The sequence below is a fragment of the Burkholderia vietnamiensis LMG 10929 genome (assembly GCF_000959445.1).
GTDB classification, from domain to species: Bacteria; Pseudomonadota; Gammaproteobacteria; order Burkholderiales; family Burkholderiaceae; genus Burkholderia; species Burkholderia vietnamiensis.
The window spans coordinates 887,265-907,846 of record NZ_CP009630.1; the positions used below are offsets into that span (position 1 = coordinate 887,265).

Consider the following 20,582-nt stretch of genomic DNA (forward strand, 5'->3'; position numbering starts at 1 on the left):
CCGTCACTTGCCCGCGTCGGCCGGCTTGACCGTCATCGGCGGGTTCGGCCACAGCCCGTACACCGACGGCGCATACAGCGCCTCGACGCGCGTCGGCGGCAGCCCGAAGGTGCCGACGTTGTTCAGCCGCACCGTGTACTCGACCGAGAATTTGCCCTTCGGCAGATAGTCGTAATACGCGCGGTAGCCGTCGAAGTCGCGCTCGACGAAGGCCGGCCATGCGCCGTCGGGCCGCTTCTCGTCCTGCGTCGCGGCTTCCGAATCGCGGCCGAGGCCCGAGCCGAGGATCGTCGCGCCGGACGGAATCGGATCGTTGACGACGACCCACGTCATGTCGCTCTGCGCGTCGATGTCGAGCCGCACGCGCACCACGTCGCCGCGGGTCAGCACGCCGCGCGCGGCCGGCGACACGGGCGTGATCGTCTTCGCGATCCGGTAGCCGGCCGCGAACGGCGCGCGCAGCGGCACGGCCGCGAGGCTCTCGACCGTCGCCCACGGGCGGCCGGTGCCGTCCTGCGTGACCGACAGCGTGGCCGGCCCCTGCGTCGCGCGCGGCCACGGCATCAGCACGCTGCGCGCGGCGGCCGCGCGGGTCGCCGCGGTGGCTGCGGTGGCCGCGGTGGCCGATCCGCCCGCATCGGCTGCCGGCGCCTGCGACCACGAGATCGCGCGCTCGCTGCCGCCGAGCGCGACCTTCGTCGTGCCGGCGACCGGCGTGCTCTCGTAGGTATGCGAGAAGCGCTCGACGGCGAGCTGGCCGAGTGCGTTCGACGTGGTCGTCTGCCACGCGCCCTGGCGTTGCAGCGCGAGCAGGCCGGCCGTCACGCGCGGCATCTCGTCCTTCCACGCCGGGTCGCCGGCGAACTCGAGCGCGAGGCGCGCGGCGTTGGTCTCGTTGCTCGTCATCAGCCACCACAGGTCGTCGTCGCGCGCGGTCGAGAAGACGAGCTGCGTACCCTGGTAGGTCAGGCGTGCGCGCAGGATCTGTTCGGCCTGCGCCAGTTTCGCGTCGCGCTGCGGGATGTCCTTCACGCGTCTCAGGATCGCGTGATAGTCGATCACCGCCGACGTCGGCCACTGGTTCGGCGCGATTTCGATCGAGCCGAGCATGCGGCCTTGCGCGGCGCCGTAACGCGACAGCGCCTCGATCGCGGCGAGCTTGCGCAGGTCGCGGTCCTGGCGCGGCGCCCAGGTGTTGCGCTCGACGCGGCCGTCGACGAAGCGCGCGAGGCCGGCTTCGAGCTGCGTGCGCAGGTCATCCGGCAGCGCGAAGCGCGGGTCGAGGCGGCCGGCCTCGTCGGCGACCACGAGCAGGTACGACGACAGCGTCGGGCTGCCGTAGTGCGCATCGTCCGACGGCGGCGGGAAGTAGCTGGCGAGCCCGTCGCTGTCGAGATAGACGGGCATGCGCGCGACCAGCGCCTGCCATTGCGCGGCATCGTGCAGGCCGATCGCGCGCGACGTCTGCTGTTCGAGGCAGCGGTACGGATAGCGCTCGAACCAGCGGCGCACGCCGGGCAGGCCGTCGGCGAGCTTCGCTTGCAGCGATACGGCGATGCCGCCGCGCGTCGCGCCCTGCGCGTCGCTCACGGCGCCCGCGGGTGGCGCGACCGGCAACGTCAGCGTGCCGTCGACCTGCGCGAGCGTCGCCTGCTGCACGGTGACCGGCAGCGCCGGCACGACCTTCTGCGTGACGGCGAGCGCGTCGGACGCATGCTTGCCACCTTGCTCGGCCGCGTCGATGCGCCAGTTCAGCGCGCCGGCCGCGTCGAGCGCCTGTTGCGGCACGGTGATGGTCCACGCGACCTCGGCGGCCGCGTTGGCCGCGAGCGAGACGGACTGCGGCGCGACGTCGAGGCCCGTCACGTGCGGCGTCACGACCACCTGCATCGCGCGCTCGGTCGTGTTGCGCAGCGTGAGCTGCGCGCGGAACGCATCGCCTTCGCGCACCAGCGGCGGCAGGCCGGAAATCAGCTGGAGATCCTGCGTGCTGCGGATCGACGTGCTGCCGGTGCCGAAGCGGTCGGGGCCGACCGCCGCGATCGCGACGATCCGGAAGCGCGTGAGCGCATCGTTCAGCGGCACCTCGACGGTTGCGCTGCCGTTCGCGTCGAGCGTCACGCGCGGATTCCACAGCAGCAGCGTGTCGAACAGCTCGCGCGTCGGCGCACTGCCGCCGCCGCCGCCGGCCGGCACGGCCTTGCGGCCGAAGTGGCGGCGGCCGACGATCTCCATCTGCGCAGTGGCCGTCTCGACGCCGTAGGCACGGCGCTGCAGCATCGCGCCGAGCAGGTCCCAGCTGTTGTTCGGCATCAGTTCGAGCAGCGCCTCGTCGACGGCCGCGACGGCGATCTGCGTGCCGGCCGGGGCCGGCTGTCCGTTCGGCAGCGTGACCTTCACGTGCGCCTGCGCCTTGCCGCGCACCGTGTAGCGCGTCGCGTCGGTGGTCACGGTCACGCCGAGGCGATGCACGGCCGTGCCGACCTTGATTTCGCCGAGGCCGTAGCGGAACGCCGGTTTCGACAGATCGACGAACGCGGTCGGCGCCTCGTAGTGGCGGCCTTCCGTCCAGAACGCGCGCGCCCATTCGACCGGCGCCTTCCAGCCCCACGTGAAGAACGAGTACCACGGCACTTCGCGTATCCGGCCGCGCAGCGCGAGCACCGACACGTAGACGTTCGGCCCCCACGATTCGCCGACCTTCAGGTCGACGGTCGGGTTCTTGCCGTTCAGCTCGACGATGTGCGTCTCCATCACGCCGCCGCGTTCGACCGCGACCAGCGCGGTGGCGTAGCGGAACGGCATGCGCACCTGGAAGCGCGCGGTTTCGCCCGGCTCGTACGAGGTCTTCTCGGGGATCACGTCGATCCGGTCGGTGTTGTCGCCGCCGAACCACAGGTCGTCCTCGCGCGTGACCCACACCGACGTCGCCGCGTTCGACACGCGGCCGTCGCCGTCCTTCGCGACCGCGATCAGCTGCACGTTACCGGCCTGTTCGAGCTTCGCGTCGCAGGCCATGCGGCCCTTGTCGTCGGTCTTGCCCGAGCACAGCACGCCGAGCTCGCGCGTGTCGCTCTTGTTGTCGTACGCGTAGAAGCCGCCGACCATCCGCTTGCGCGACGACGTCGTGACGTGCGCGACGCCCCTGATCTCGATCGGCACCGACGCGCGCGGCTTGCCCTGCAGGTCGACCGCGAGCGCCTGCACCGGCACGCGCTGGCCGACCGACACCCAATGGCCGGCCTTGATGCCGGCCACCACGGCGGCCGGCCAGAGGATCGTGTCGCCGCGGATCGTCTGCACTTCGCCGTTCGGGTCCGCGAAGGTGGCCTCGAGCGCGACGCGCTTCGGCGCGTCGACGTCCGGCAGGCCCTTCAGCGTGACCGAGCCTGCGCCGTTGCGGTCGAGCGTGAGCGGCAGCTTGTCGGCGATCAGGCGGGTCGCGTCGGGATCGTCGTTCGCGGCCGGCGTGTTGTCGCCGTCCTGCGCGTCGTCGTCGGCGTTGCCGTCGCTGCGCTCGGGACGATAGGGCGCGAAGCTGAAGTCCTCGAAGCGGTCGGCGAACGGCGGCGACGCCCATTTCATCAGCGCCGACACCTGCACCGGCAGGTTCGATGCGCCGCCGCCCGACACGTAGTCGATCTGCACCGCGAGCGGCGCTTCCTTGACCGCGACGAGCGGGCTCTTCTGCGCGTCGCGCGCGCCGATGGTGCCTTTGAGCACCGGCAGGCGGAACGCCTCGACGCGGAAGCTGCCGCTGTAGTAACTGGAGGTGGGCGCGTCGTCCGGGCCGCCTTCGAGCGTGACGCTGTATTCGCCGAGCTTCGCCGCCTGCGGCAGCGTGAACTGCGTGTCCGCGCTATGGTCGGCCGACCACGTGAGCGGCAGCTTGTAGGTCTGGTCGGAGCCGAGGTGGCGGATCGTCACGCGGCTCGGGTATTGCGCCGGGAACGCGAGGCTCTGCAGCGTCTCGGTGCGCACGAAGTGCTTCATCGACACCGTCTCGCCGGCCCGCAGCAGCGTGCGGTCGAACACGGTATGCGCACGCACGGTCGGCGCGCTGTCGGTGTCGGTCGGCACGTTGAAGCGCCACGCTTCGATCCCGCGGTTCCAGTTCGAGCTGACGAAGGCCATGTCGGGGCCCGTCTTCGGATCGTCGACGCGCGCGGACACGAAGTAATCGTCGAAGCCTCGCTCCGACGTGTGGCATTCGCGCTGCGGCTCGAACGGGCCGTCGATCTTCAGCAGCCCTTGCGCGTCGGTCTTGCCCGCTGCGATTTCGTCGCCGTTGCAATCCGAGACGCGAATCTGCGCGTTCGGCACCGGCTTGCCCTTGTCGAGCGTCGTGACCCACACGAGGTTGTTCTCGCGGCCCTGTTTCAGGTGCACGCCGAGATTGGTGACCAGCACCGTGGTGCGCACGTACATGCTCGACGGCTTCGCGAGCAGCGAGCGGCCGAGCGCCGGCGACGCGAGTTCGAGCACGTAGAAGCCCGGCTTGTCGATCGGCACGCCGACGATCTCGAACGGGCGCAGCGTCTTCGGATCGGCCTTCGGCAGCGTCAGCGCGTGCGCGCCCGGTGCGCCGGCGAGCAGCGACAGCGAGCGCACGTCGATGCGGCGATCGGCCGGCGCGGGCATCTTTTCCCCGGCCTGCAGCGGCACGTAGACGGGGTGCTGGCCCTTGCGCCGCAGTAGCCCCGGCATCTGCTCGTCGATCGTGCCGGCCGTCATCGACCAGTTGTCGAAGCGCGCGACGGTGCGCATCCATTCGCGGATCGCGGTGTCGTCGTCGACCTTCAGGTTCGAGAATTGCGCACCGGCCGTGTTCAGGCCCGCGACGTGGAGATCGGCTTCGACGTTGCGCAGCGTGACGGGCACCAGCGCAGGCGTGCCGGGCTCCGCGAAGCGTTCGACGATGCCGAACGTGCCCGACGAAAATTTTGCAAGCGGCGGCATCGGCGCGGTACGCGTTGCAAGCGGGAACAGGTCGGCGTTCGCGAGCGGCCGGTCGGTCACGTCGCGCAGGCCGGACGGCAGCTCGAGCGTCAGGTTCGTCTGCGCGGGCAGCGGCGGGTTGAACGTGACGGTCGTCACTTCGTCGCTGTGGTCGTCGGCGGCGAAGGTCGGTGAAAGCGAACCGTCAGGGCCGCGCAGCCGGATCGCTTCGGCGTTCTTGCGGGTGATCGGCGCGTTGAACGACAGCGTGAGCGGCCGCAGCGGCGTGCAGGGCGCCTTCGCGTTCTCGCGCTCGCACGAGAAGCTCGCGGCGAACGGCTCGCGCACGGTGAAGTCGAAGCGGCGCTCGGTGTCGTTCGCGATGCCGCTCGGGCTCGCGACGCCGCGGCCGTAGACGAGCTGCATCTTCGCGCTGGCGGGCAGCGCCTGCGCGCACGACAGCGTCAGCACGCGCGCGGCGTCCTTCTTGAGCCCGAAGTGATCGAGCAGCGCGGCGCGGGTGGTGTCGTCGGCGGCGGTGACCGGAATCCGGTTGCCGATGCCGGCCGCTTCGCACCAGATGTTGGCGAGCGCGGAGCGCGGCTCGGCCGGGCCGTTCAGCTTCAGCACGAACACCTGGCGCTCCTCGATCTCGTGCGAGCCAGGGCGGACGCTGACCGGGAACGGGCCGCCGGTTTGAAACGTGAAGCGGCGCGGGCCGGCGAGCGCATTGCCGGCGACCGAGCGCAGCGTGTCGTTGAGCGCGAGCGAACAGCGCACGCCCGGCGGCAGGTCGTTCTCGAAGTCGTAGACCCAGGTCTTGTCGTCGAGCCAGTGGCCCTGGCCGCGCGCGGCGGCGGCATCGGTGCAGGTCATGCGCGCGGGAGCCGGCGCGGACGCCGAGCCGAACGGGACCATCGCTTCGTCGAACTTGACGACGCTTTGCCGGACTTGAGTGACGGTGCCTTGCGGCGACACGCTCACGGTGCGCGCGGCGCCGGCGTGCAGCGACACCGCGGTCGCGGCGCCGAGTGCGGCGAGCGCGCCGATGCGCCAGAGCAGCCGTGTGATGTGGTGAGTTCGATTGGCTTTGTTGTGTTTGTCGTGCTGCTTCATCGCTCGATGCCCTCGGAGGGAAGCTTTCTGTTTGATTGCACGGGATTCTAACCGACGGGCAGGCGAGCGGAGGGCGGGAAGCGGTGTGTGACGGGCTTGCGACAGCGCGACCGGGCGCGCCCGTTGTCGCGCGGCCGACACACAATCGCGGCGAAATCCGGATCGTGTCGGATTGCGGAACAATTATTGAACTATAAAAGGATTGTCCAATTCGGATTGAGCGCGTACATTTCAGGGCCGCGCGAAAGTTTGATAAATATCAAGCGTGGTTTTCCCGAATCCGGTGTTCGAGAGAAGGAAACATGCACAACGACAACACCCCCCAATCGCGTCGCGACAGCGACGCAGCCGCAAGCGGCATCACGCGGCGTCAATGGCTGCAGGGCGCACTGGCGCTGACGGCGGCGGGCCTGACCGGCTCGCTGGCGTTGCGGGCCCTGGCCGACAGTCCCGGCAACGCGCCGCTCGACACGTTCATGACGCTCTCCGAAGCGTTGACGGGCAAGAAAGGGCTGAGCCGCGTGCTCGGCGAACGCTATCTGCAAGCATTGCAGAAGGGCTCCTTCAAGACCGCCGACGGTCTGTCGCAGCTTGCCGGCGCGCTCGCGTCCGGCTCGTTGAGCGCGGACCAGGAAGCCTCCGCGCTGACGATTCTCGGCGCGTGGTATCTCGGCATCGTCGACAACGTCGTGATCGCCTACGAAGAAGCATTGATGTTCGACGTCGTCTCCGACACGCTCGTGATTCCTTCGTATTGCCCCAACAAACCCGGCTTCTGGGCCGAAAAACCGATCGAGAGGCAAGTCTGATGGCCGGTACCGATACGCAAAAAGCCGACGTCGTGGTCGTCGGGTCCGGTGTCGCGGGCGCGATCGTCGCGCACCAGCTCGCGTCGACCGGCAAATCGGTGATCCTGCTCGAGGCAGGCCCGCGCATGCCGCGCTGGGAAATCGTCGAGCGCTTTCGCAACCAGCCGGACAAGACGGACTTCATGGCGCCGTACCCGTCGAGCCCCTGGGCACCGCATCCGGAATACGGCCCGCCCAACGACTACCTGATCCTGAAGGGCGAGCACAAGTTCAATTCGCAGTACATCCGTGCGGTGGGCGGCACGACGTGGCACTGGGCCGCGTCGGCGTGGCGCTTCATCCCGAACGACTTCAAGATGAAGACGGTGTACGGCGTCGGTCGCGACTGGCCGATCCAGTACGACGATCTCGAGCATTATTACCAGCGCGCGGAGGAAGAGCTCGGCGTGTGGGGCCCCGGCCCCGAGGAAGATCTGTACTCGCCGCGCAAGCAGCCGTATCCGATGCCGCCGCTGCCGTTGTCGTTCAACGAGCAGACGATCAAGAGCGCGCTGAACGCCCATGACGCGAAGTACCACGTGGTCACCGAGCCGGTGGCGCGCAACAGCCGGCCGTACGACGGCCGGCCGACCTGTTGCGGCAACAACAACTGCATGCCGATCTGCCCGATCGGCGCGATGTACAACGGCATCGTGCACGTCGAGAAGGCCGAGCAGGCGGGCGCGAAGCTGATCGACAGCGCGGTCGTCTACAAGCTGGAGACCGGCCCGGACAAGCGCATCGTCGCCGCGATCTACAAGGACAAGACGGGCGCCGACCATCGCGTCGAGGGCAAGTACTTCGTGCTCGCCGCGAACGGCATCGAGACGCCGAAGATCCTGCTGATGTCGGCGAACCGCGATTTTCCGAACGGCGTCGCGAACAGCTCCGACATGGTCGGCCGCAACCTGATGGACCATCCGGGCACCGGCGTGTCGTTCTATGCGAGCGAGAAGCTGTGGCCGGGCCGCGGCCCGCAGGAAATGACGTCGCTGATCGGCTTCCGCGACGGTCCGTTCCGCGCGACCGAAGCCGCGAAGAAGATCCACCTGTCGAACATGTCGCGCATCAACCAGGAGACGCAGAAGATCTTCAAGGCCGGCAAGCTGATGAAGCCGGCCGAGCTGGACTCGCAGATCCGCGACCGCTCCGCGCGCTACGTGCAGTTCGACTGTTTCCACGAAATCCTGCCGCAGCCCGAGAACCGCATCGTGCCGAGCAAGACGGCGACCGATGCGATCGGCATTCCGCGTCCGGAAATCACCTACGCGATCGACGACTACGTGAAGCGCGGCGCGGTGCACACGCGCGAGGTCTACGCGACCGCCGCGCAGGTGCTGGGCGGCACGGACGTCGTGTTCAACGACGAGTTCGCGCCGAACAACCACATCACCGGCTCGACGATCATGGGCGCCGATGCGCGCGACTCCGTCGTCGACAAGGACTGCCGCACGTTCGACCATCCGAACCTGTTCATCTCGAGCAGCGCGACGATGCCGACCGTCGGCACGGTGAACGTGACGCTGACGATCGCGGCGCTGGCGCTGCGCATCTCGGACACGCTGAAGAAGGAAGTCTGACCGTGCGGAAATCTACTCTCACCTTCCTCGTGGCCGGCTGCCTCGCGCTGCCGGGCTTCGCGCGCGCGGCCGACTCGGCCGATCCTGCGCAGATCAAGCGCGGCGAATATCTCGCCGTCGCCGGCGACTGCATGGCATGTCACACCGCGAAGGGCGGCAAGCCGTTCGCGGGCGGCCTCGGCATGCCGGTGCCGAAGCTCGGCAAGATCTATACGAGCAACATCACGCCCGACCCGGACACCGGCATCGGCAAGTGGACCTTCGAGGACTTCGAGCGCGCGGTGCGCCACGGCGTGTCGAAGAACGGCGACAACCTGTATCCGGCGATGCCGTACGTGTCGTACGCGAAGATCAACGACGACGACGTGCAGGCGTTGTACGCCTACTTCATGCACGGCGTCGAGCCGGTCCGCCAGACGCCGCCGAAGAACGAGATCCCCGCGCTGCTGAGCGCGCGCTGGCCGCTGAAGATCTGGAACTGGCTGTTCCTGAAGGACGGCGCGTACCAGCCGAAGCCATCGCAGAGCGCCGAGTGGAACCGCGGCGCGTACCTCGTGCAGGGCCTCGCGCACTGCAGCACGTGCCACACGCCGCGCGGCATCGCGATGCAGGAGAAGTCGCTCGACGAAACGGGCGGCAGCTTCCTGTCGGGCTCGGTGCTGGCGGGCTGGGACGGCTACAACATCACGTCGGACCCGAACGCCGGGATCGGCGGCTGGACGCAGCAGCAGCTCGTCCAGTATCTGCGCACCGGCAGCGTGCCGGGGCTCGCGCAGGCGGCCGGCCCGATGGCCGAGGCGGTCCAGCACAGCTTCTCGAAGATGACCGACTCGGACATCGGCGCGATCGCGACGTATATCCGCACGGTGCCGGCCGTCGCCGACGGCGATGCGAAGCAGTCGCGTTCGTCGTGGGGCAAGCCGGCCGAGGACGGGCTGAAGCTGCGCGGCGTCGGGCTTGCGTCGTCGGGCATCGATCCGGCGAGGCTGTATCTCGGCAACTGCGCGACCTGCCATCAGATGCAGGGCAAGGGCACGCCTGACGGTTACTACCCGTCGCTGTTCCACAACTCGACGGTCGGTGCGTCGAATCCGTCGAACCTCGTGCAGGTGATCCTGAACGGCGTGCAGCGCAAGGCCGGCAGCGAGGACGTCGGGATGCCCGCGTTCCGCAACGAGCTGTCGGATGCGCAGATCGCCGCGCTGACGAACTACCTGACCGGGCAGTTCGGCAACCCGGCCGCGAAGGTGACCGAGCAGGACGTCGCGAAGGCGCGCTGACGCGCGCGGCAGTCGCGGCAACGCAGACGACAGGAGGAGCACAGCACATCGGTTGGCCCCGATGCCGGTTGTTGCAGAGCGGGGCGGGCGGCGCGAGCGTCGTTCGCCCCGGTTCACAGGCAATCCGGTGCGTGCGGTTGCGCGCACCGCTTTCGTTGATCACACCATGACACCGAATCAACCGTTTCTCGCGTCCCAGCGCGATGTGCTGCTGCTGCTGTCCCGCATCCTGCTCGTGATCCTGTTCGTGATGTTCGGCTGGAAGAAGATCGTCGACTTCTCCGGCACGATCGCGTTCATGGGCAGCGAAGGCGCGCCGGCGCCGATCGTCTCGGCGGCGATCGCCGTCGTGATGGAGCTGTTCGCCGGCATCGCCATCCTGGTCGGGTTCCAGACGCGCGCGCTCGCGCTGCTGCTGGCGCTGTATACGATCGGCACCGCACTCATCGGCCATCGCTACTGGACGATGACGGGCGGCGCGCAGATCGACAACATGATTCATTTCTACAAGAACATCGCGATCGCCGGCGGCCTGCTCGCACTGTGCGCGGCAGGCCCCGGACGTTTTTCGATCGATCGAGGATGAACGGGCCGCCGGCGCGCGCATGGGGCGCGTGCCGGACGGTCGAGACTCCGAGGGGGCATCATTTTGCGACTCAAACACTTCGCATGGCTGATGGCAGCCGCCGTGCCGGCCACCGCGCTCGCGCAGACGAGCGTGACGCTGTACGGCCGCATCGACGGCGGCGTCGAATACCTGAACCACATCGCGACGCCGAGCGGCAGCGCGACGCGCTGGAGCGCGGAGGGCGGCGACTGGGGCACCAGCATGTTCGGCCTGAAGGGCTTCGAGGATCTCGGCGGCGGGATGTCGACGGTCTTCAATTTGGAGACCGCGTTCCAGGTGATGAACGGCACGACGGGCGGCGGACGCATGTGGTCGCGCCGCGCGTACGTCGGCCTGAAGAGCGACACGTGGGGCCAGCTGCAGGCCGGCCGCAACCTGTTCATCGACAGCGACGGCGTGTGGGAATTCGATCCGTTCGTCCAGCAGGCGTTTTCGTCGGCGTCGCTCGTGCGCGGCCGCAACTGGCAGCAGAGCAGCAACAACGTCGAATATCACAGCCCGGTGATCGGCGGCTTCGACGTGCAGGCGCAGTATGCGTTCGGCAACCAGTCGCGCGGCTTCAACTACGGCGCGGCCGACGATTTCGGCCGCTCGGACGGGATCATGATCTCGTACCACTCGCCGCTGCTCGACGTGCGCGGCATCTACGACGAGCTGCGCGACCGCAACGGCAAGATGAGCAACATCTTCACGGCGTCGCGCGAGTATTTCGTCGGCGCGAACGTGAAGGTGTCGCAGTTCAAGATCCAGGGCGCGTATACGCACTACCAGGCGCCGGACAGCCCGGCCGGCGTCGCGGACCGTGCCGATCACTACTGGCTCGGCGTGACCTACACGGCCACGCCGCAGTGGGCGGTGACGGGCGGCGGCTACTACGTGAAGGTCGGCGACGGCGGCGGCGATGCCTCGCACGATCCGTCCGGCCACGCGATGATGTATGTGCTCGGCACGACCTACAACCTGTCGAAGCGCACCTTCCTGTACGGCACGGTCGCGTACGTGCGCAACGGCGGCAATTCGAACTTCTCGCTGCTCGCATCGCCGCGCGACGCGACGTCCGGCACGAGCCCGCTGACCGGCGAATCGCAGACCGGCGCCTACGTCGGGATGATGCACACGTTCTGAACGTCGCGCGAGCCGCGGGCAATGCACGGACGATGATGGGCCGTGCGTTGCCGCGGTCGTTCATGGCGGGCGCGTCACGCGCCGCTCAATCGAGGGATTTGCCGGCCTTCTCGTCCATGCAGCGGATCGCGAGCAGCGTCAGCGTGCCGCATCCGATCGCATACCACGCGGGCGCGTTCGGATTGCCGGTCGCCGCGATCAGCCACGTGACGAAGAACTGCGCGAAGCCGCCGAAGATCGCGACGCCCACGCTGTACACCAGCGCGCCGCCGGTCGCGCGCACCGCACGCGGAAACAGCTCGCCGAGCATCGCGCCGGTCGCGCCGATGTTGATCGCGTGCACGATCGACAGCGCGGCGATGATCGACAGCAGCGACGCGGCGCCCGGCCAGCGATTCAACGCGATGAACGCCGGATAGATCGCGACCATCAGCGCGATGCGCGTCCACCAGACGATCCGGTTGCGCCCGTAGACGTCCGACAGATAGCCGCCGATCGGCGTGACCAGCATCAGGATCGCGCCGGCGACGCAACCGGCCGTCATCGACAGCCACGTCGGCAGGTGCAGCACCTGCACGCCGTAGATCGCCATGTAGAACACGATGATGTAGTGGATCGACGTGCCGCCGATCGTCACGCCGAGCCCCGCGAACACGGCCTTGCCGTGATGACGCAGCACGTCGGCGAGCGGCAGCGATGCGACCGCGGGTTGCGCGGCGTGCGTTGCAGGCGCGGCGGCCGGCACTTCGTCGACGGTGCGGCGCAGCCAGTAGCCGAGCGGCACGAACAGCGTGCCGATGACGAACGGCACGCGCCAGCCCCAGCTTTCGAGCTGCGCGGCAGTGAGCGTCGAGGTCAGCGCGACGCCGGTGAGCGCACCGGCCAGCGCGGCGAGCCCCTGGCTCGAGAACTGGAACGACGCGTAGTAGCCGCGGCGATGCTGCGGCGCCTGCTCGAGCAGCAGCGTCGTCGACGCGCCGACTTCGCCGCCCGATGCGAACCCTTGCAGCAGGCGCGCGAGCACCAGCAACAGCGGCGCGGCGATGCCGATCTGCGCGAAGGTCGGCGCGACCGCGATCGTCGCGGTGCCGAGCGCCATCAGCAGCAGCGTGACGATCATCGCGTTCTTGCGGCCGGCGCGATCGGCGTACATGCCGATCACGAGGCCGCCGAGCGGCCGCGTGACGAAGCCGACACCGAAGCTCGCGACGGCCAGCATCAACTGCCCGAACGACGAATGCACCGGAAAGAACAGCTTGCCGATCAGGATCGCGAAGAAGCTGTAGACCGTGAAGTCGTAGAACTCCAGCGCATTGCCGACGGCGGCGGCCGCGATCAGGCGGCGCTTGTGCGCGGCGGCGCGCGCATCGGCCGGCGAGCCGGCGAGCGGAAGGGCGGACGTTTCCATGAGGTTCCCCTGCTGAGGCGCAGAACTGCGTGATGAAGGCCGTCAGGCCGCGAGCCGGCGTTCGGCCGCGCGCACCCGCTCGCTCGCGGCGATCGCGACGATATCGTCATAGAAATCATGGCCGCAGTCGTGCGCCATGCAGCCGCCGAACGCAGCGCTCGCGAGCGTCTTCTCGACTGCGGGGTGCGGGTGAGCGTGGATGCGGCGATGCGCGTCGACCGGCTCGGCGGCGATCGCGGCGATGCCCGGAATGACGGGGTTCACGGCTTGCAGCATGGACTCTCCTGGCGGCGCGGTGGGATGCTCGATAGGCATATGACGAGCAAGCATATAAATTTCTTTCGCGCACCAGAAGCTGCTAAATTGCTTTGGTGCTCACCACCGGTTGCCGCCCGGGAATACCCCGAGCCGGCCTGCGTCGCGGGGCGCGGGCTTCCCCGATTCACGCGTGTCCCCATGAAATACCATCAACTCAAAGCATTCGTCACCGTTGCGGACGAAGGGAGCATCCGCGCGGCCGCGCGGCGCCTGAACGTGTCGCCGGCAGCGCTGACGAAGGCGGTCAAGGAGCTGGAAATCGCGCTCGGCGTGTCGCTCGTCGTGCGTACCGCGCGCGGCGTGCAGCTGACCGCGTTCGGTCAGCAACTGCAGGTGCGCGCACGGCTGATCGTCGCCGAGATGCAGCGGGCGCGCGACGACATCGAGCAGGCGCAGGGCGCGATGACCGGCTCGGTCGCCGCGGCGATCACGCCGGCCGCCGCGGTGACGATCCTGCCCGATGCGTTCCGCGCGTTTCGGCGGCGCTTTCCGGTCGCGCGCGTCAACCTGATCGAAGGCTTTCCGGGCGTCGCGCTGCCGCGGCTGCACGACGGCTCGCTCGATTTCGCGGTGGCCGTCGTCGTGCCCGAACTGCTCGCGGCGGAATTCGATCACGCGGAACTCTACGCGAGCCGCTCGCTGATCGTCGCGCGCAAAGAGCATCCGCTCGCGTCGGCCACGTCGCTCGCCGAGCTCGTCGATGCCGACTGGTTGATGAATCCGTCGCCGGAAAGCTCGACCCAGGTGCTGTTCAATTCGTTCGTCGCGTATGGGTTGCCGCTGCCGCAGCGGATCGTCGAATGTCCGAGCTTCGGGCTCGCGCACAGCCTGATGACCGGCTGCGATCTGCTCGCGTCGATGCCCGAGCAATTGCTGCAAGGCGAATGGGCGCGCGACCGGCTCACGGTGCTGCCGATTCGCGAGCGGCTGCCGGCCGTGTCGGTTCAGGTCGTCACGCGCCGCGACAGCCCGCTCACGCCGGCCGCCGCGATGCTGCTCGACTGCCTGCGCGATTCCGCGCGTCGCAAGGGGCTGCGATGAACCGCATGGCACGTCGCGCACGACGGACTGGAGGGAAATCCGGATGATCCGGTACGGCGGCCGATCGACCGCCGCCTGCGAGCCGGTATCATAGCGGCCGGCCTGCCGCCCCGGCCGGCTTTCGACAACACGCCAACCGGCATCCAGCAATCAGAGGCATCACATGACCAGTGCAACCCAATTCGACAACGTATCGGTCGTCAAGCGCGCGAACGTCTATTTCGACGGCAAGTGCGTGTCGCATACCGTGCTCTTCCCGGACGGCACGCGCAAGACGCTCGGCGTGATCCTGCCGTGCGCGCTCAACTTCGGCACGGACGCGCCCGAATTGATGGAAGTGCAGGCCGGCAAGTGCCGCGTGAAGCTCGCGGGCAGCAACGAATGGCAAACCTACGGCGCCGGCGAATCGTTCTCGGTGCCGGGCAACAGCCGCTTCGACATCGAGGTGCTCGACACGCTCGACTACGTCTGCAGCTACCTGTAAGCGCGAACGCAGCCACGCCGGCCGCGATGCATGGTGCGCGCCGCGGCCGGCGCGCAAAAATGACAAGCCCCGCAGAAGCGGGGCTTGTCGCATCGGGACGGCGCAAGGCCGTCCGACTCGCCGTTACAGACAGGCGTTGATGTCGCCGGCCGATGCCGCGTCGCCGCGCATGCCGACCCACGTTTTCGCGCCGGGTTGCCGCGCCGGGCGCACCATCGCGGCCGCGCCGTTCGGCGGCTGCTGGCCCGGTGCGTAGACGTCGGTCGCGAGGCCATTGGCCAGCACGTTCTGCGAAATCACCTGTTGCTGCGACTTGTCGGCCCAGGTCTTCGCGATGCACGCAGACACGTCCTGAGCGGGCTTCTGGCTTTGTCCCACGTTCTGCATGGCCGGATCGGCCGCATGTGCAGAAATTGCCACGGTCAGTGCGATGAACGGTAAATATTTCAGATTCACGTTGTATCTCCCTCGAGTCGTGATTGATTGAGTGGGATGCGCAGCAGAACTGCGTGCTTGTGAGATTGCGTCCGACATATGCGGTTCCGGCGATTGCGCAACAAGTTGTTAACGCGCTTGCCAAACTGCAATCCGCACGTTCGCGGTGTCGCTGCATGCGCAACGATGCGCTGCGTGGTCCGCTCGCTGCCCCGAGGGTGTGGTGGTGCGATACGGCGGCGCGCTGCATGTGCCTGCAAGTCGCGCCGCGTCTTTATTGAATGACGAGTGGAATGGCTGAATGGTGGCCCCGTCGCATGAGCATCATGATGACAAAATTTCGTCTGACGAATTGTTAACGAAGTTTAAACGCGACGATGTTCGGGGCGCGGGACGGCGGGGCAGTGCGCACGCCGCGGCGCTCAGCCGGCGTTGCGTGCGCGGGCGTTGCGCAGGTTGACCGGTACGACGGGACGGAACCGCTCGCGCTTGTGCTCGTCGTCGAAGTGCTGGAGCGCGGGTTTGATCAGGTCGCTGCGCGACACGATGCCGACGATGCGCAGCGACTGCGGATCGTCGACGACCGGCAGCCGTTCGAGCCCGAGCATCGCGAGCCTCGACGCGACCACGCGGCACGTCTCGTGCGCCTGCGCGACCGCCGGCGCACGCTCGGCGAATACGCTGGCGAGCGTGGCGCCGGGGCCGGCTTGCGCGCGATGCGCGTCGAGCGTTGCACGATCGACGACGCCGAGCAGACGGCCGTTCTGCACGACGGGGTACGCGCGATGCGTCTGCTTCGCGCCGAAGTACTGCGCGTCGACGGCGTCGAGCATCGTGGCGCCGTCGACCGCGACGAGCGCCTCGGCCGGCGTCATCACTTCGGCCACGTCGTGCCGCTCGAGCGGATCGACGCCGTATTCGCGATAGATGTGATAACCGCGGCGCGCGATCTTCTCCGTCATGATCGAGCGCTTCATCACGACGGTCGCGAAGCCGTGCGCGACGAGCGTTGCCGCGAGCAGCGGCAGCAGCGCGTTCGCGTCGTGCGTGAGGCCGAACGCGAACACGATCGCCGTCAACGGCGCGCCGAGCGTGGCGCCGAGCGTCGCGGCCATGCACACCAGCGGCCACAGCGCCGGATCGCCGCCGGGCAACACCGGCGACAACACGGTGCCGAGCCCCGCGCCGAGCATCAGCAGCGGCGCGAGCACGCCGCCCGAGGTGCCGGAGCCGAGCGCGATCACCCACATCACGGCCTTCACGATCAACAGCGCGAGTGCGATCTTCAGCGCGATGTGCTGGTGCAGCAGATCGCCGATCACGTCGTAGCCGACGCCGAGCGCGCGCGGCTCGAGCCAGCCGCCGATGCCGATCACCACCGCGCCCAGCGCCGGCCACCACATCCAGTGGACCGGCAGTTTCGCGAAGCCGTCTTCGACGCGGTACAGCGCAGCGGACAGCCCGCACGCGAGCATCCCCGACAGCAAGCCGGCGGCGATGCACGACAGCAGCGCGACGGGCGTCGGCGACGCGGTGGTCAGCGCAAACAGCGGCTCGACGCCGAAGAACAGGGCGCGCGCGAAGCCGGCCACGGCGCACGCGAGCGCGACCGGCAGGAAACTGCGCGGGCGCCATTCGAACAGCAGCAGCTCGACCGCGAGCAGCACGGCCGCGACCGGCGTGCCGAACACGGCGGTCATGCCGGCCGCCGCGCCGGCCACGAGCAGCGTCTTGCGCTCGGCGGCCGTCACGTGCACGCATTGCGCGATCAGCGAGCCGAGCGCACCGCCCGTCATGATGATCGGGCCTTCGGCGCCGAACGGACCGCCGCTGCCGATCACGACACCCGACGACAGCGGCTTGAGCACCGCCACCTTCGGCGACATGCGGCTCTTGCCGAACAGGATCGCCTCGATGGCTTCCGGAATGCCGTGGCCGCGGATCTTCTCGGAGCCGAAGCGCGCCATCAACCCGACGATCAGCCCGCCGATCACCGGCACCACGATCACCCACGCGCCGAGCGCGTTGGCGGCCGGCGAACGATCCGCAAACGAAAACTGCTGGAAGAAGAACAGGTTCGTGAACAGATGGATCAGGCTCAACAGCACGAATGCGGCCAGCGTGCTGAGCAGGCCGATCACGGCTGCCAGCAGCGCGATCCTGGGCAGGCGCTCGTTGGTCGAGAAATCGCGTTTGTGCGGTGCGTTCATCGGAGTCGGAAGGGTGATAATAGGTGGTTCAGAAATCGATCTGCGGGACCTGGAACGTGCCCTTGAGCGATTTGAGCTCGGCACGATGCATCGCCGCGAGGCGCGCGAGCAGCGTCTCGCCCGCTTCTTCGAGGTGTACCTCGACCTGGCGGCGGTCGGCTTCGCTCGTCTTGCGCCGCACGAGCCCCAGCGCCTCGCACCGCGTCACCAGCGCGACGACGCCGTGATGCTGCGCCTGCAGGCGCTCCGCGAGTTCGCCGATGGTCGCCCATTCGCGATGCGGATAGCCCTTGATGTGCAGCAGCAGCAGGTATTGCAGCGGCGTCACGCCTTCGCTTTGGGCGGCGCGTTCGGAGAAGCGTTCGAAGCGGCGCATCTGGTAGCGGAACTCGGACAGTTGCTGGAAATCGCTTTTGGTCAGGGCGCGTCGGGTATCGGTCATCGCAGTCGGTGTGCAGGCAGTTTCGATAGCGCAAAATATATCACAACATGATATAAGCGGCCGTTTTTCTGCGAAATGGCTGTATTTCCATCGTCGGTGGCGGTTACACGATTACGCGGCTTCTCGCATGCGGGTTTGCTGGTACAGGCCCGTGACGAGGTCCGTCTGCGTAATGATCCCGACCAGCCGGCGCGACGCGTCGACGACCGGAATGTGGTGATGGCCCGAATGCGTGAACAGCGGCACCAGCGCGGTGATCGGCATGGTCTGCGGCACGCATGCGACGTCGCGCGTCATCACCGACGCGATGCTCGCCGGCTGGCCGCCGAACGATTGCGACAGCCGCGCGGACAGCCGCTGCCACAGCGGCGGCGGCCGGCGCCACGGGCGCGTGAGGTCGGCGCGCGTGACGATGCCGATCAATCGGGCCTCGCCGTCGACCACCGGCAGCGCTTTCACGCGATGGCGATCGAGCAGCGTCAGCGCGGCGGTCACCGACGTGGACGGCGAGACTTCGATTGCGTGCTTCGTCATCAGGTCCGCGCAGCGCAGCTCGCCGAACGTGCGCGTATACGCCTGCATTTCGGTTTCGCGCAGCAGCGTTTCGAGGTCGTCCGGATCGACGTCGAGCCATTCGCCGCGGCGCTTCAGCACTGCATCGAGATCGGCGCGCGTGAAGCCGCCGCGCGGCGCGGCGCCGCCGGCTTGCGATTGCGCGTCGGGGCGCACGCCGCCGTGCGGGTAGCGATGGCCGGTGAGCGCGTGATAGACGAGCGCCGCCGACAGCAGAATGGCCGATTGCAGCGCGATGGGCACGACCACGAAGCCGAAGCCGAGCGCGTGGATAGCCGGGCCGCCGAGCACGGCCGTCAGCGCGACCGCGCCGGACGGCGGATGCACGCAGCGCAGCGCGAACATGCCGCCGATCGCCAGCGCGACGGCGACCGCGGCCGCCGTGATCGGATCGGTGATCCACTGCGCGCAGGCGACGCCGACCGTCGCCGCGACGAGATTGCCGCCGACGATCGACCACGGCTGCGCAAGCGGGCTGGCAGGCACGGCGAACAGCAGCACGGCCGACGCGCCCATCGGCGCGACCAGCAGCGGCACGAGCCCCGGTACGCCGGGCAGCAGCCGCATCGTCACGCCGACCGTCGCGATGCCGACGAGCGCGCCCGTGCACGAACGCATGCGCTCGCGCCAACCGAGCGTCATCGGATGGGGAATGAAGCTGTGCAGCCATTGGCGCAGCGTGCGGCGCGGCGACGGAGTGGGGCCAGACGACATGGACGTATACAAAAAAGAGGCGGCGCTGATCCAGCGCAAGGAAGCCGCAGATTATATCGCGTTGTGATACAAAATGTGCCGCTGCGTCAACGCGTTGCGGGTGCGGGACGTACGGAGTGCGCGGCAAACATTTCATCTGATGAAAGATTCGCACGACGCAATTGCACAAAATTCGTGTGCGGCGGCGTACAATTCAGGCCACCGAATTCCCCGATATGCCACAAGCACGCACGCGATGACCGCTCTCCCGCCCGTACCCCGGCATGGCGATCGCGTGCGCTTGGTCTGCGCGCCCGAGTCGAACCCCGCCTGACGCGAGCGCTGCCGACGTTTCCTCACCGACACTCCCAAAGCCAATTCAATGGACATGCTCGAAAACATGCGCCTGTTCGTGCGCGTCGTCGAAGCCGGCAGTTTCACCGCGGTCGCGAAAGAAATCGATGCGACCACCGCGCAGGTGTCGCGCGCGGTTTCGAACCTCGAAGCGCACGTGCAGACGCGTCTGCTGCATCGCACGACGCGCCATCTCGGCCTCACCGAAAGCGGCGAGCGCTACTTCGAGCGTGCGAAGTCGATCCTGGCCGAGTTCGACTATGCGAATGCCGAAGCGCGCAACGCGCTGCTGCGGCCAAGCGGCAAGATGCGCATTCACGCGATGACGGGGCTCGGGCAGAGTCACGTCGTGTCGTCGATCGTGCGCTATCAGGAGGACAACCCGGACGTGTCGGTCGAGCTGACGCTCGCGCAGAGGATGCCGAACCTCGTCGAGGAAGGCTACGACGTGTCGATCGTGACGGCGTCGCAGCTGCCCGACTCCGGCTACGTCGCGCAAACCTGCGGCACCAGCTGCAGCGTGCTGGTCGCGTCGCGCGAGTATCTGGCGCGTCACGGCACGCCGCAGACGCCCGACGACCTGCCGAACCACGTCTGCCTGCGCCTCGATACGCCCGCGTCGCCGGCAAGCGAGTGGCGGCTCGAGCGCAGCGACGGCGAGGAGACGGTCTACGAGCTGCAGCCCGCGCCGTTCCAGGTCAACGTGCCGGACGCGCTGTGCGTGGCCGTGCGCGCGTCGCGTGGGATCGCCTGCGTGGCGCTGTACACGGTGCTCGACGACATTCGGGAAGGGCGGCTGATCCGCGTGCTGCCGGAATACCGGCTGCAGACGGTGAGCGTCTACGCGGTGTATGCGACACGCCGCTATCTCGACGCGAAGATCCGCACGTTCCTCGACCATCTGCGCACGACGCTCACGCCGGCGCTGGAGAACGACCTGCGCGAACTCGACCGGCTCACGCTCGCGCAGATGCCGGCTGCCCGCCAGAGCGCGTGACGCCCGCCGTGCGGGCACGCCGGGCGGCGCTGCCTGCACTTTCCGCGCTTCAAGCGGCGTGACGCCAATCCGCTCGAAGCTGCCGCACGCCGCGCATCGCGTCCGCTGCGGA

The 20,582-nt window shown here is 68.3% G+C and carries 16 protein-coding genes; 9 read left to right on the plus strand and 7 right to left on the minus strand.

The window, feature by feature from the left end; genetic code table 11:
- Positions 1-3 precede the first annotated feature (3 nt).
- Entirely contained in the window at positions 4-6,054 is a 6,051-nt protein-coding gene (locus tag AK36_RS04140) for an alpha-2-macroglobulin family protein (protein WP_045577922.1), read from the minus strand.
- Positions 6,055-6,356: 302 nt separating this feature from the next.
- On the opposite strand from AK36_RS04140, the gene AK36_RS04145 reads away from it, so the two are divergent.
- The 5 genes from AK36_RS04145 (at position 6,357) to AK36_RS04165 (ending at position 11,515) form a co-directional block, all read left to right on the plus strand.
- Positions 6,357-6,863 carry a sugar dehydrogenase complex small subunit gene (locus AK36_RS04145; protein WP_011882361.1) on the plus strand — a complete coding sequence of 169 codons (507 nt, stop codon included), beginning with the start codon at positions 6,357-6,359 and terminating at the stop codon, positions 6,861-6,863.
- Positions 6,863-8,482 carry a GMC family oxidoreductase gene (locus AK36_RS04150; RefSeq protein WP_014724779.1) on the plus strand — a complete coding sequence of 540 codons (1,620 nt, stop codon included), beginning with the start codon at positions 6,863-6,865 and terminating at the stop codon, positions 8,480-8,482. The genes AK36_RS04145 and AK36_RS04150 overlap by 1 nt, the downstream gene beginning before the upstream one ends.
- A gap of 2 nt (positions 8,483-8,484) precedes the next feature.
- Positions 8,485-9,762, plus strand: coding sequence for a c-type cytochrome (locus AK36_RS04155; RefSeq protein WP_011882359.1), 1,278 nt, complete (start codon positions 8,485-8,487; stop codon positions 9,760-9,762).
- Positions 9,763-9,823: 61 nt separating this feature from the next.
- Positions 9,824-10,348: a DoxX family protein gene (locus tag AK36_RS04160; RefSeq protein ID WP_224019907.1), complete on the plus strand. Its 525-nt coding sequence runs from the start codon at positions 9,824-9,826 to the stop codon at positions 10,346-10,348.
- 90 nt (positions 10,349-10,438) lie between these two features.
- Positions 10,439-11,515 carry a porin gene (locus AK36_RS04165; protein WP_230943408.1) on the plus strand — a complete coding sequence of 359 codons (1,077 nt, stop codon included), beginning with the start codon at positions 10,439-10,441 and terminating at the stop codon, positions 11,513-11,515.
- 85 nt (positions 11,516-11,600) lie between these two features.
- Here AK36_RS04165 and AK36_RS04170 read toward each other — a convergent pair whose 3' ends face one another.
- The gene (locus AK36_RS04170) at positions 11,601-12,923 is read right to left on the minus strand and encodes an MFS transporter (protein WP_011882356.1); all 1,323 of its coding nucleotides are present in this window, start codon (positions 12,921-12,923) and stop codon (positions 11,601-11,603) included.
- 42 nt (positions 12,924-12,965) lie between these two features.
- The gene (locus tag AK36_RS04175; RefSeq protein ID WP_045577924.1) at positions 12,966-13,199 is read right to left on the minus strand and encodes a hypothetical protein; all 234 of its coding nucleotides are present in this window, start codon (positions 13,197-13,199) and stop codon (positions 12,966-12,968) included.
- Positions 13,200-13,379: 180 nt separating this feature from the next.
- Between AK36_RS04175 and AK36_RS04180 the strand changes: the two genes are divergently transcribed.
- The gene (locus tag AK36_RS04180; RefSeq protein WP_014724784.1) at positions 13,380-14,282 is read left to right on the plus strand and encodes a LysR substrate-binding domain-containing protein; all 903 of its coding nucleotides are present in this window, start codon (positions 13,380-13,382) and stop codon (positions 14,280-14,282) included.
- Positions 14,283-14,445: 163 nt separating this feature from the next.
- On the plus strand, positions 14,446-14,766 hold the full coding sequence (ppnP, locus tag AK36_RS04185; protein WP_014724785.1) for a pyrimidine/purine nucleoside phosphorylase: 321 nt from the start codon (positions 14,446-14,448) through the stop codon (positions 14,764-14,766).
- A gap of 123 nt (positions 14,767-14,889) precedes the next feature.
- Here ppnP and AK36_RS04190 read toward each other — a convergent pair whose 3' ends face one another.
- The 4 genes from AK36_RS04190 to AK36_RS04205 all read right to left on the minus strand — a co-directional run bounded on the left by AK36_RS04190 (position 14,890) and on the right by AK36_RS04205 (position 19,140).
- Positions 14,890-15,222: a hypothetical protein gene (locus tag AK36_RS04190; protein ID WP_174479779.1), complete on the minus strand. Its 333-nt coding sequence runs from the start codon at positions 15,220-15,222 to the stop codon at positions 14,890-14,892.
- Positions 15,223-15,623: 401 nt separating this feature from the next.
- On the minus strand, positions 15,624-17,411 hold the full coding sequence (locus AK36_RS04195) for a chloride channel protein (protein WP_045577925.1): 1,788 nt from the start codon (positions 17,409-17,411) through the stop codon (positions 15,624-15,626).
- 28 nt (positions 17,412-17,439) lie between these two features.
- Complete coding sequence (locus AK36_RS04200) at positions 17,440-17,853, minus strand: MarR family winged helix-turn-helix transcriptional regulator (protein WP_011882350.1); 414 nt, start codon at positions 17,851-17,853, stop codon at positions 17,440-17,442.
- Positions 17,854-17,964: 111 nt separating this feature from the next.
- Positions 17,965-19,140, minus strand: a complete 1,176-nt coding sequence (locus AK36_RS04205) for an HPP family protein (protein WP_045577926.1) — start codon at positions 19,138-19,140, stop codon at positions 17,965-17,967.
- On the opposite strand from AK36_RS04205, the gene AK36_RS34545 reads away from it, so the two are divergent.
- Both AK36_RS34545 and AK36_RS04210 read left to right on the plus strand, forming a co-directional pair.
- The gene (locus AK36_RS34545; RefSeq protein WP_014724788.1) at positions 19,079-19,207 is read left to right on the plus strand and encodes a hypothetical protein; all 129 of its coding nucleotides are present in this window, start codon (positions 19,079-19,081) and stop codon (positions 19,205-19,207) included. The genes AK36_RS04205 and AK36_RS34545 overlap by 62 nt on opposite strands.
- A gap of 294 nt (positions 19,208-19,501) precedes the next feature.
- Positions 19,502-20,470, plus strand: coding sequence for a LysR family transcriptional regulator (locus tag AK36_RS04210; RefSeq protein WP_011882348.1), 969 nt, complete (start codon positions 19,502-19,504; stop codon positions 20,468-20,470).
- The last annotated feature ends 112 nt before the right edge of the window (positions 20,471-20,582 follow it).

Bases quoted from the DNA above. Each gene is read 5' to 3' on its own strand.
- AK36_RS04140 (WP_045577922.1), bottom strand. From the start codon at position 6,054: ATGAAGCAGCACGACAAACACAACAAAGCCAATCGAACTCACCACATC.
- AK36_RS04145 (WP_011882361.1), top strand. From the start codon at position 6,357: ATGCACAACGACAACACCCCCCAATCGCGTCGCGACAGCGACGCAGCC.
- AK36_RS04150 (WP_014724779.1), top strand. From the start codon at position 6,863: ATGGCCGGTACCGATACGCAAAAAGCCGACGTCGTGGTCGTCGGGTCC.
- AK36_RS04160 (WP_224019907.1), top strand. From the start codon at position 9,824: ATGCCGGTTGTTGCAGAGCGGGGCGGGCGGCGCGAGCGTCGTTCGCCC.
- AK36_RS04165 (WP_230943408.1), top strand. From the start codon at position 10,439: ATGGCAGCCGCCGTGCCGGCCACCGCGCTCGCGCAGACGAGCGTGACG.
- AK36_RS04170 (WP_011882356.1), bottom strand. From the start codon at position 12,923: ATGGAAACGTCCGCCCTTCCGCTCGCCGGCTCGCCGGCCGATGCGCGC.
- AK36_RS04175 (WP_045577924.1), bottom strand. From the start codon at position 13,199: ATGCTGCAAGCCGTGAACCCCGTCATTCCGGGCATCGCCGCGATCGCC.
- AK36_RS04180 (WP_014724784.1), top strand. From the start codon at position 13,380: ATGAAATACCATCAACTCAAAGCATTCGTCACCGTTGCGGACGAAGGG.
- ppnP (WP_014724785.1), top strand. From the start codon at position 14,446: ATGACCAGTGCAACCCAATTCGACAACGTATCGGTCGTCAAGCGCGCG.
- AK36_RS04195 (WP_045577925.1), bottom strand. From the start codon at position 17,411: ATGAACGCACCGCACAAACGCGATTTCTCGACCAACGAGCGCCTGCCC.
- AK36_RS04200 (WP_011882350.1), bottom strand. From the start codon at position 17,853: ATGACCGATACCCGACGCGCCCTGACCAAAAGCGATTTCCAGCAACTG.
- AK36_RS34545 (WP_014724788.1), top strand. From the start codon at position 19,079: ATGAAGCTGTGCAGCCATTGGCGCAGCGTGCGGCGCGGCGACGGAGTG.
- AK36_RS04205 (WP_045577926.1), bottom strand. From the start codon at position 19,140: ATGTCGTCTGGCCCCACTCCGTCGCCGCGCCGCACGCTGCGCCAATGG.
- AK36_RS04210 (WP_011882348.1), top strand. From the start codon at position 19,502: ATGGACATGCTCGAAAACATGCGCCTGTTCGTGCGCGTCGTCGAAGCC.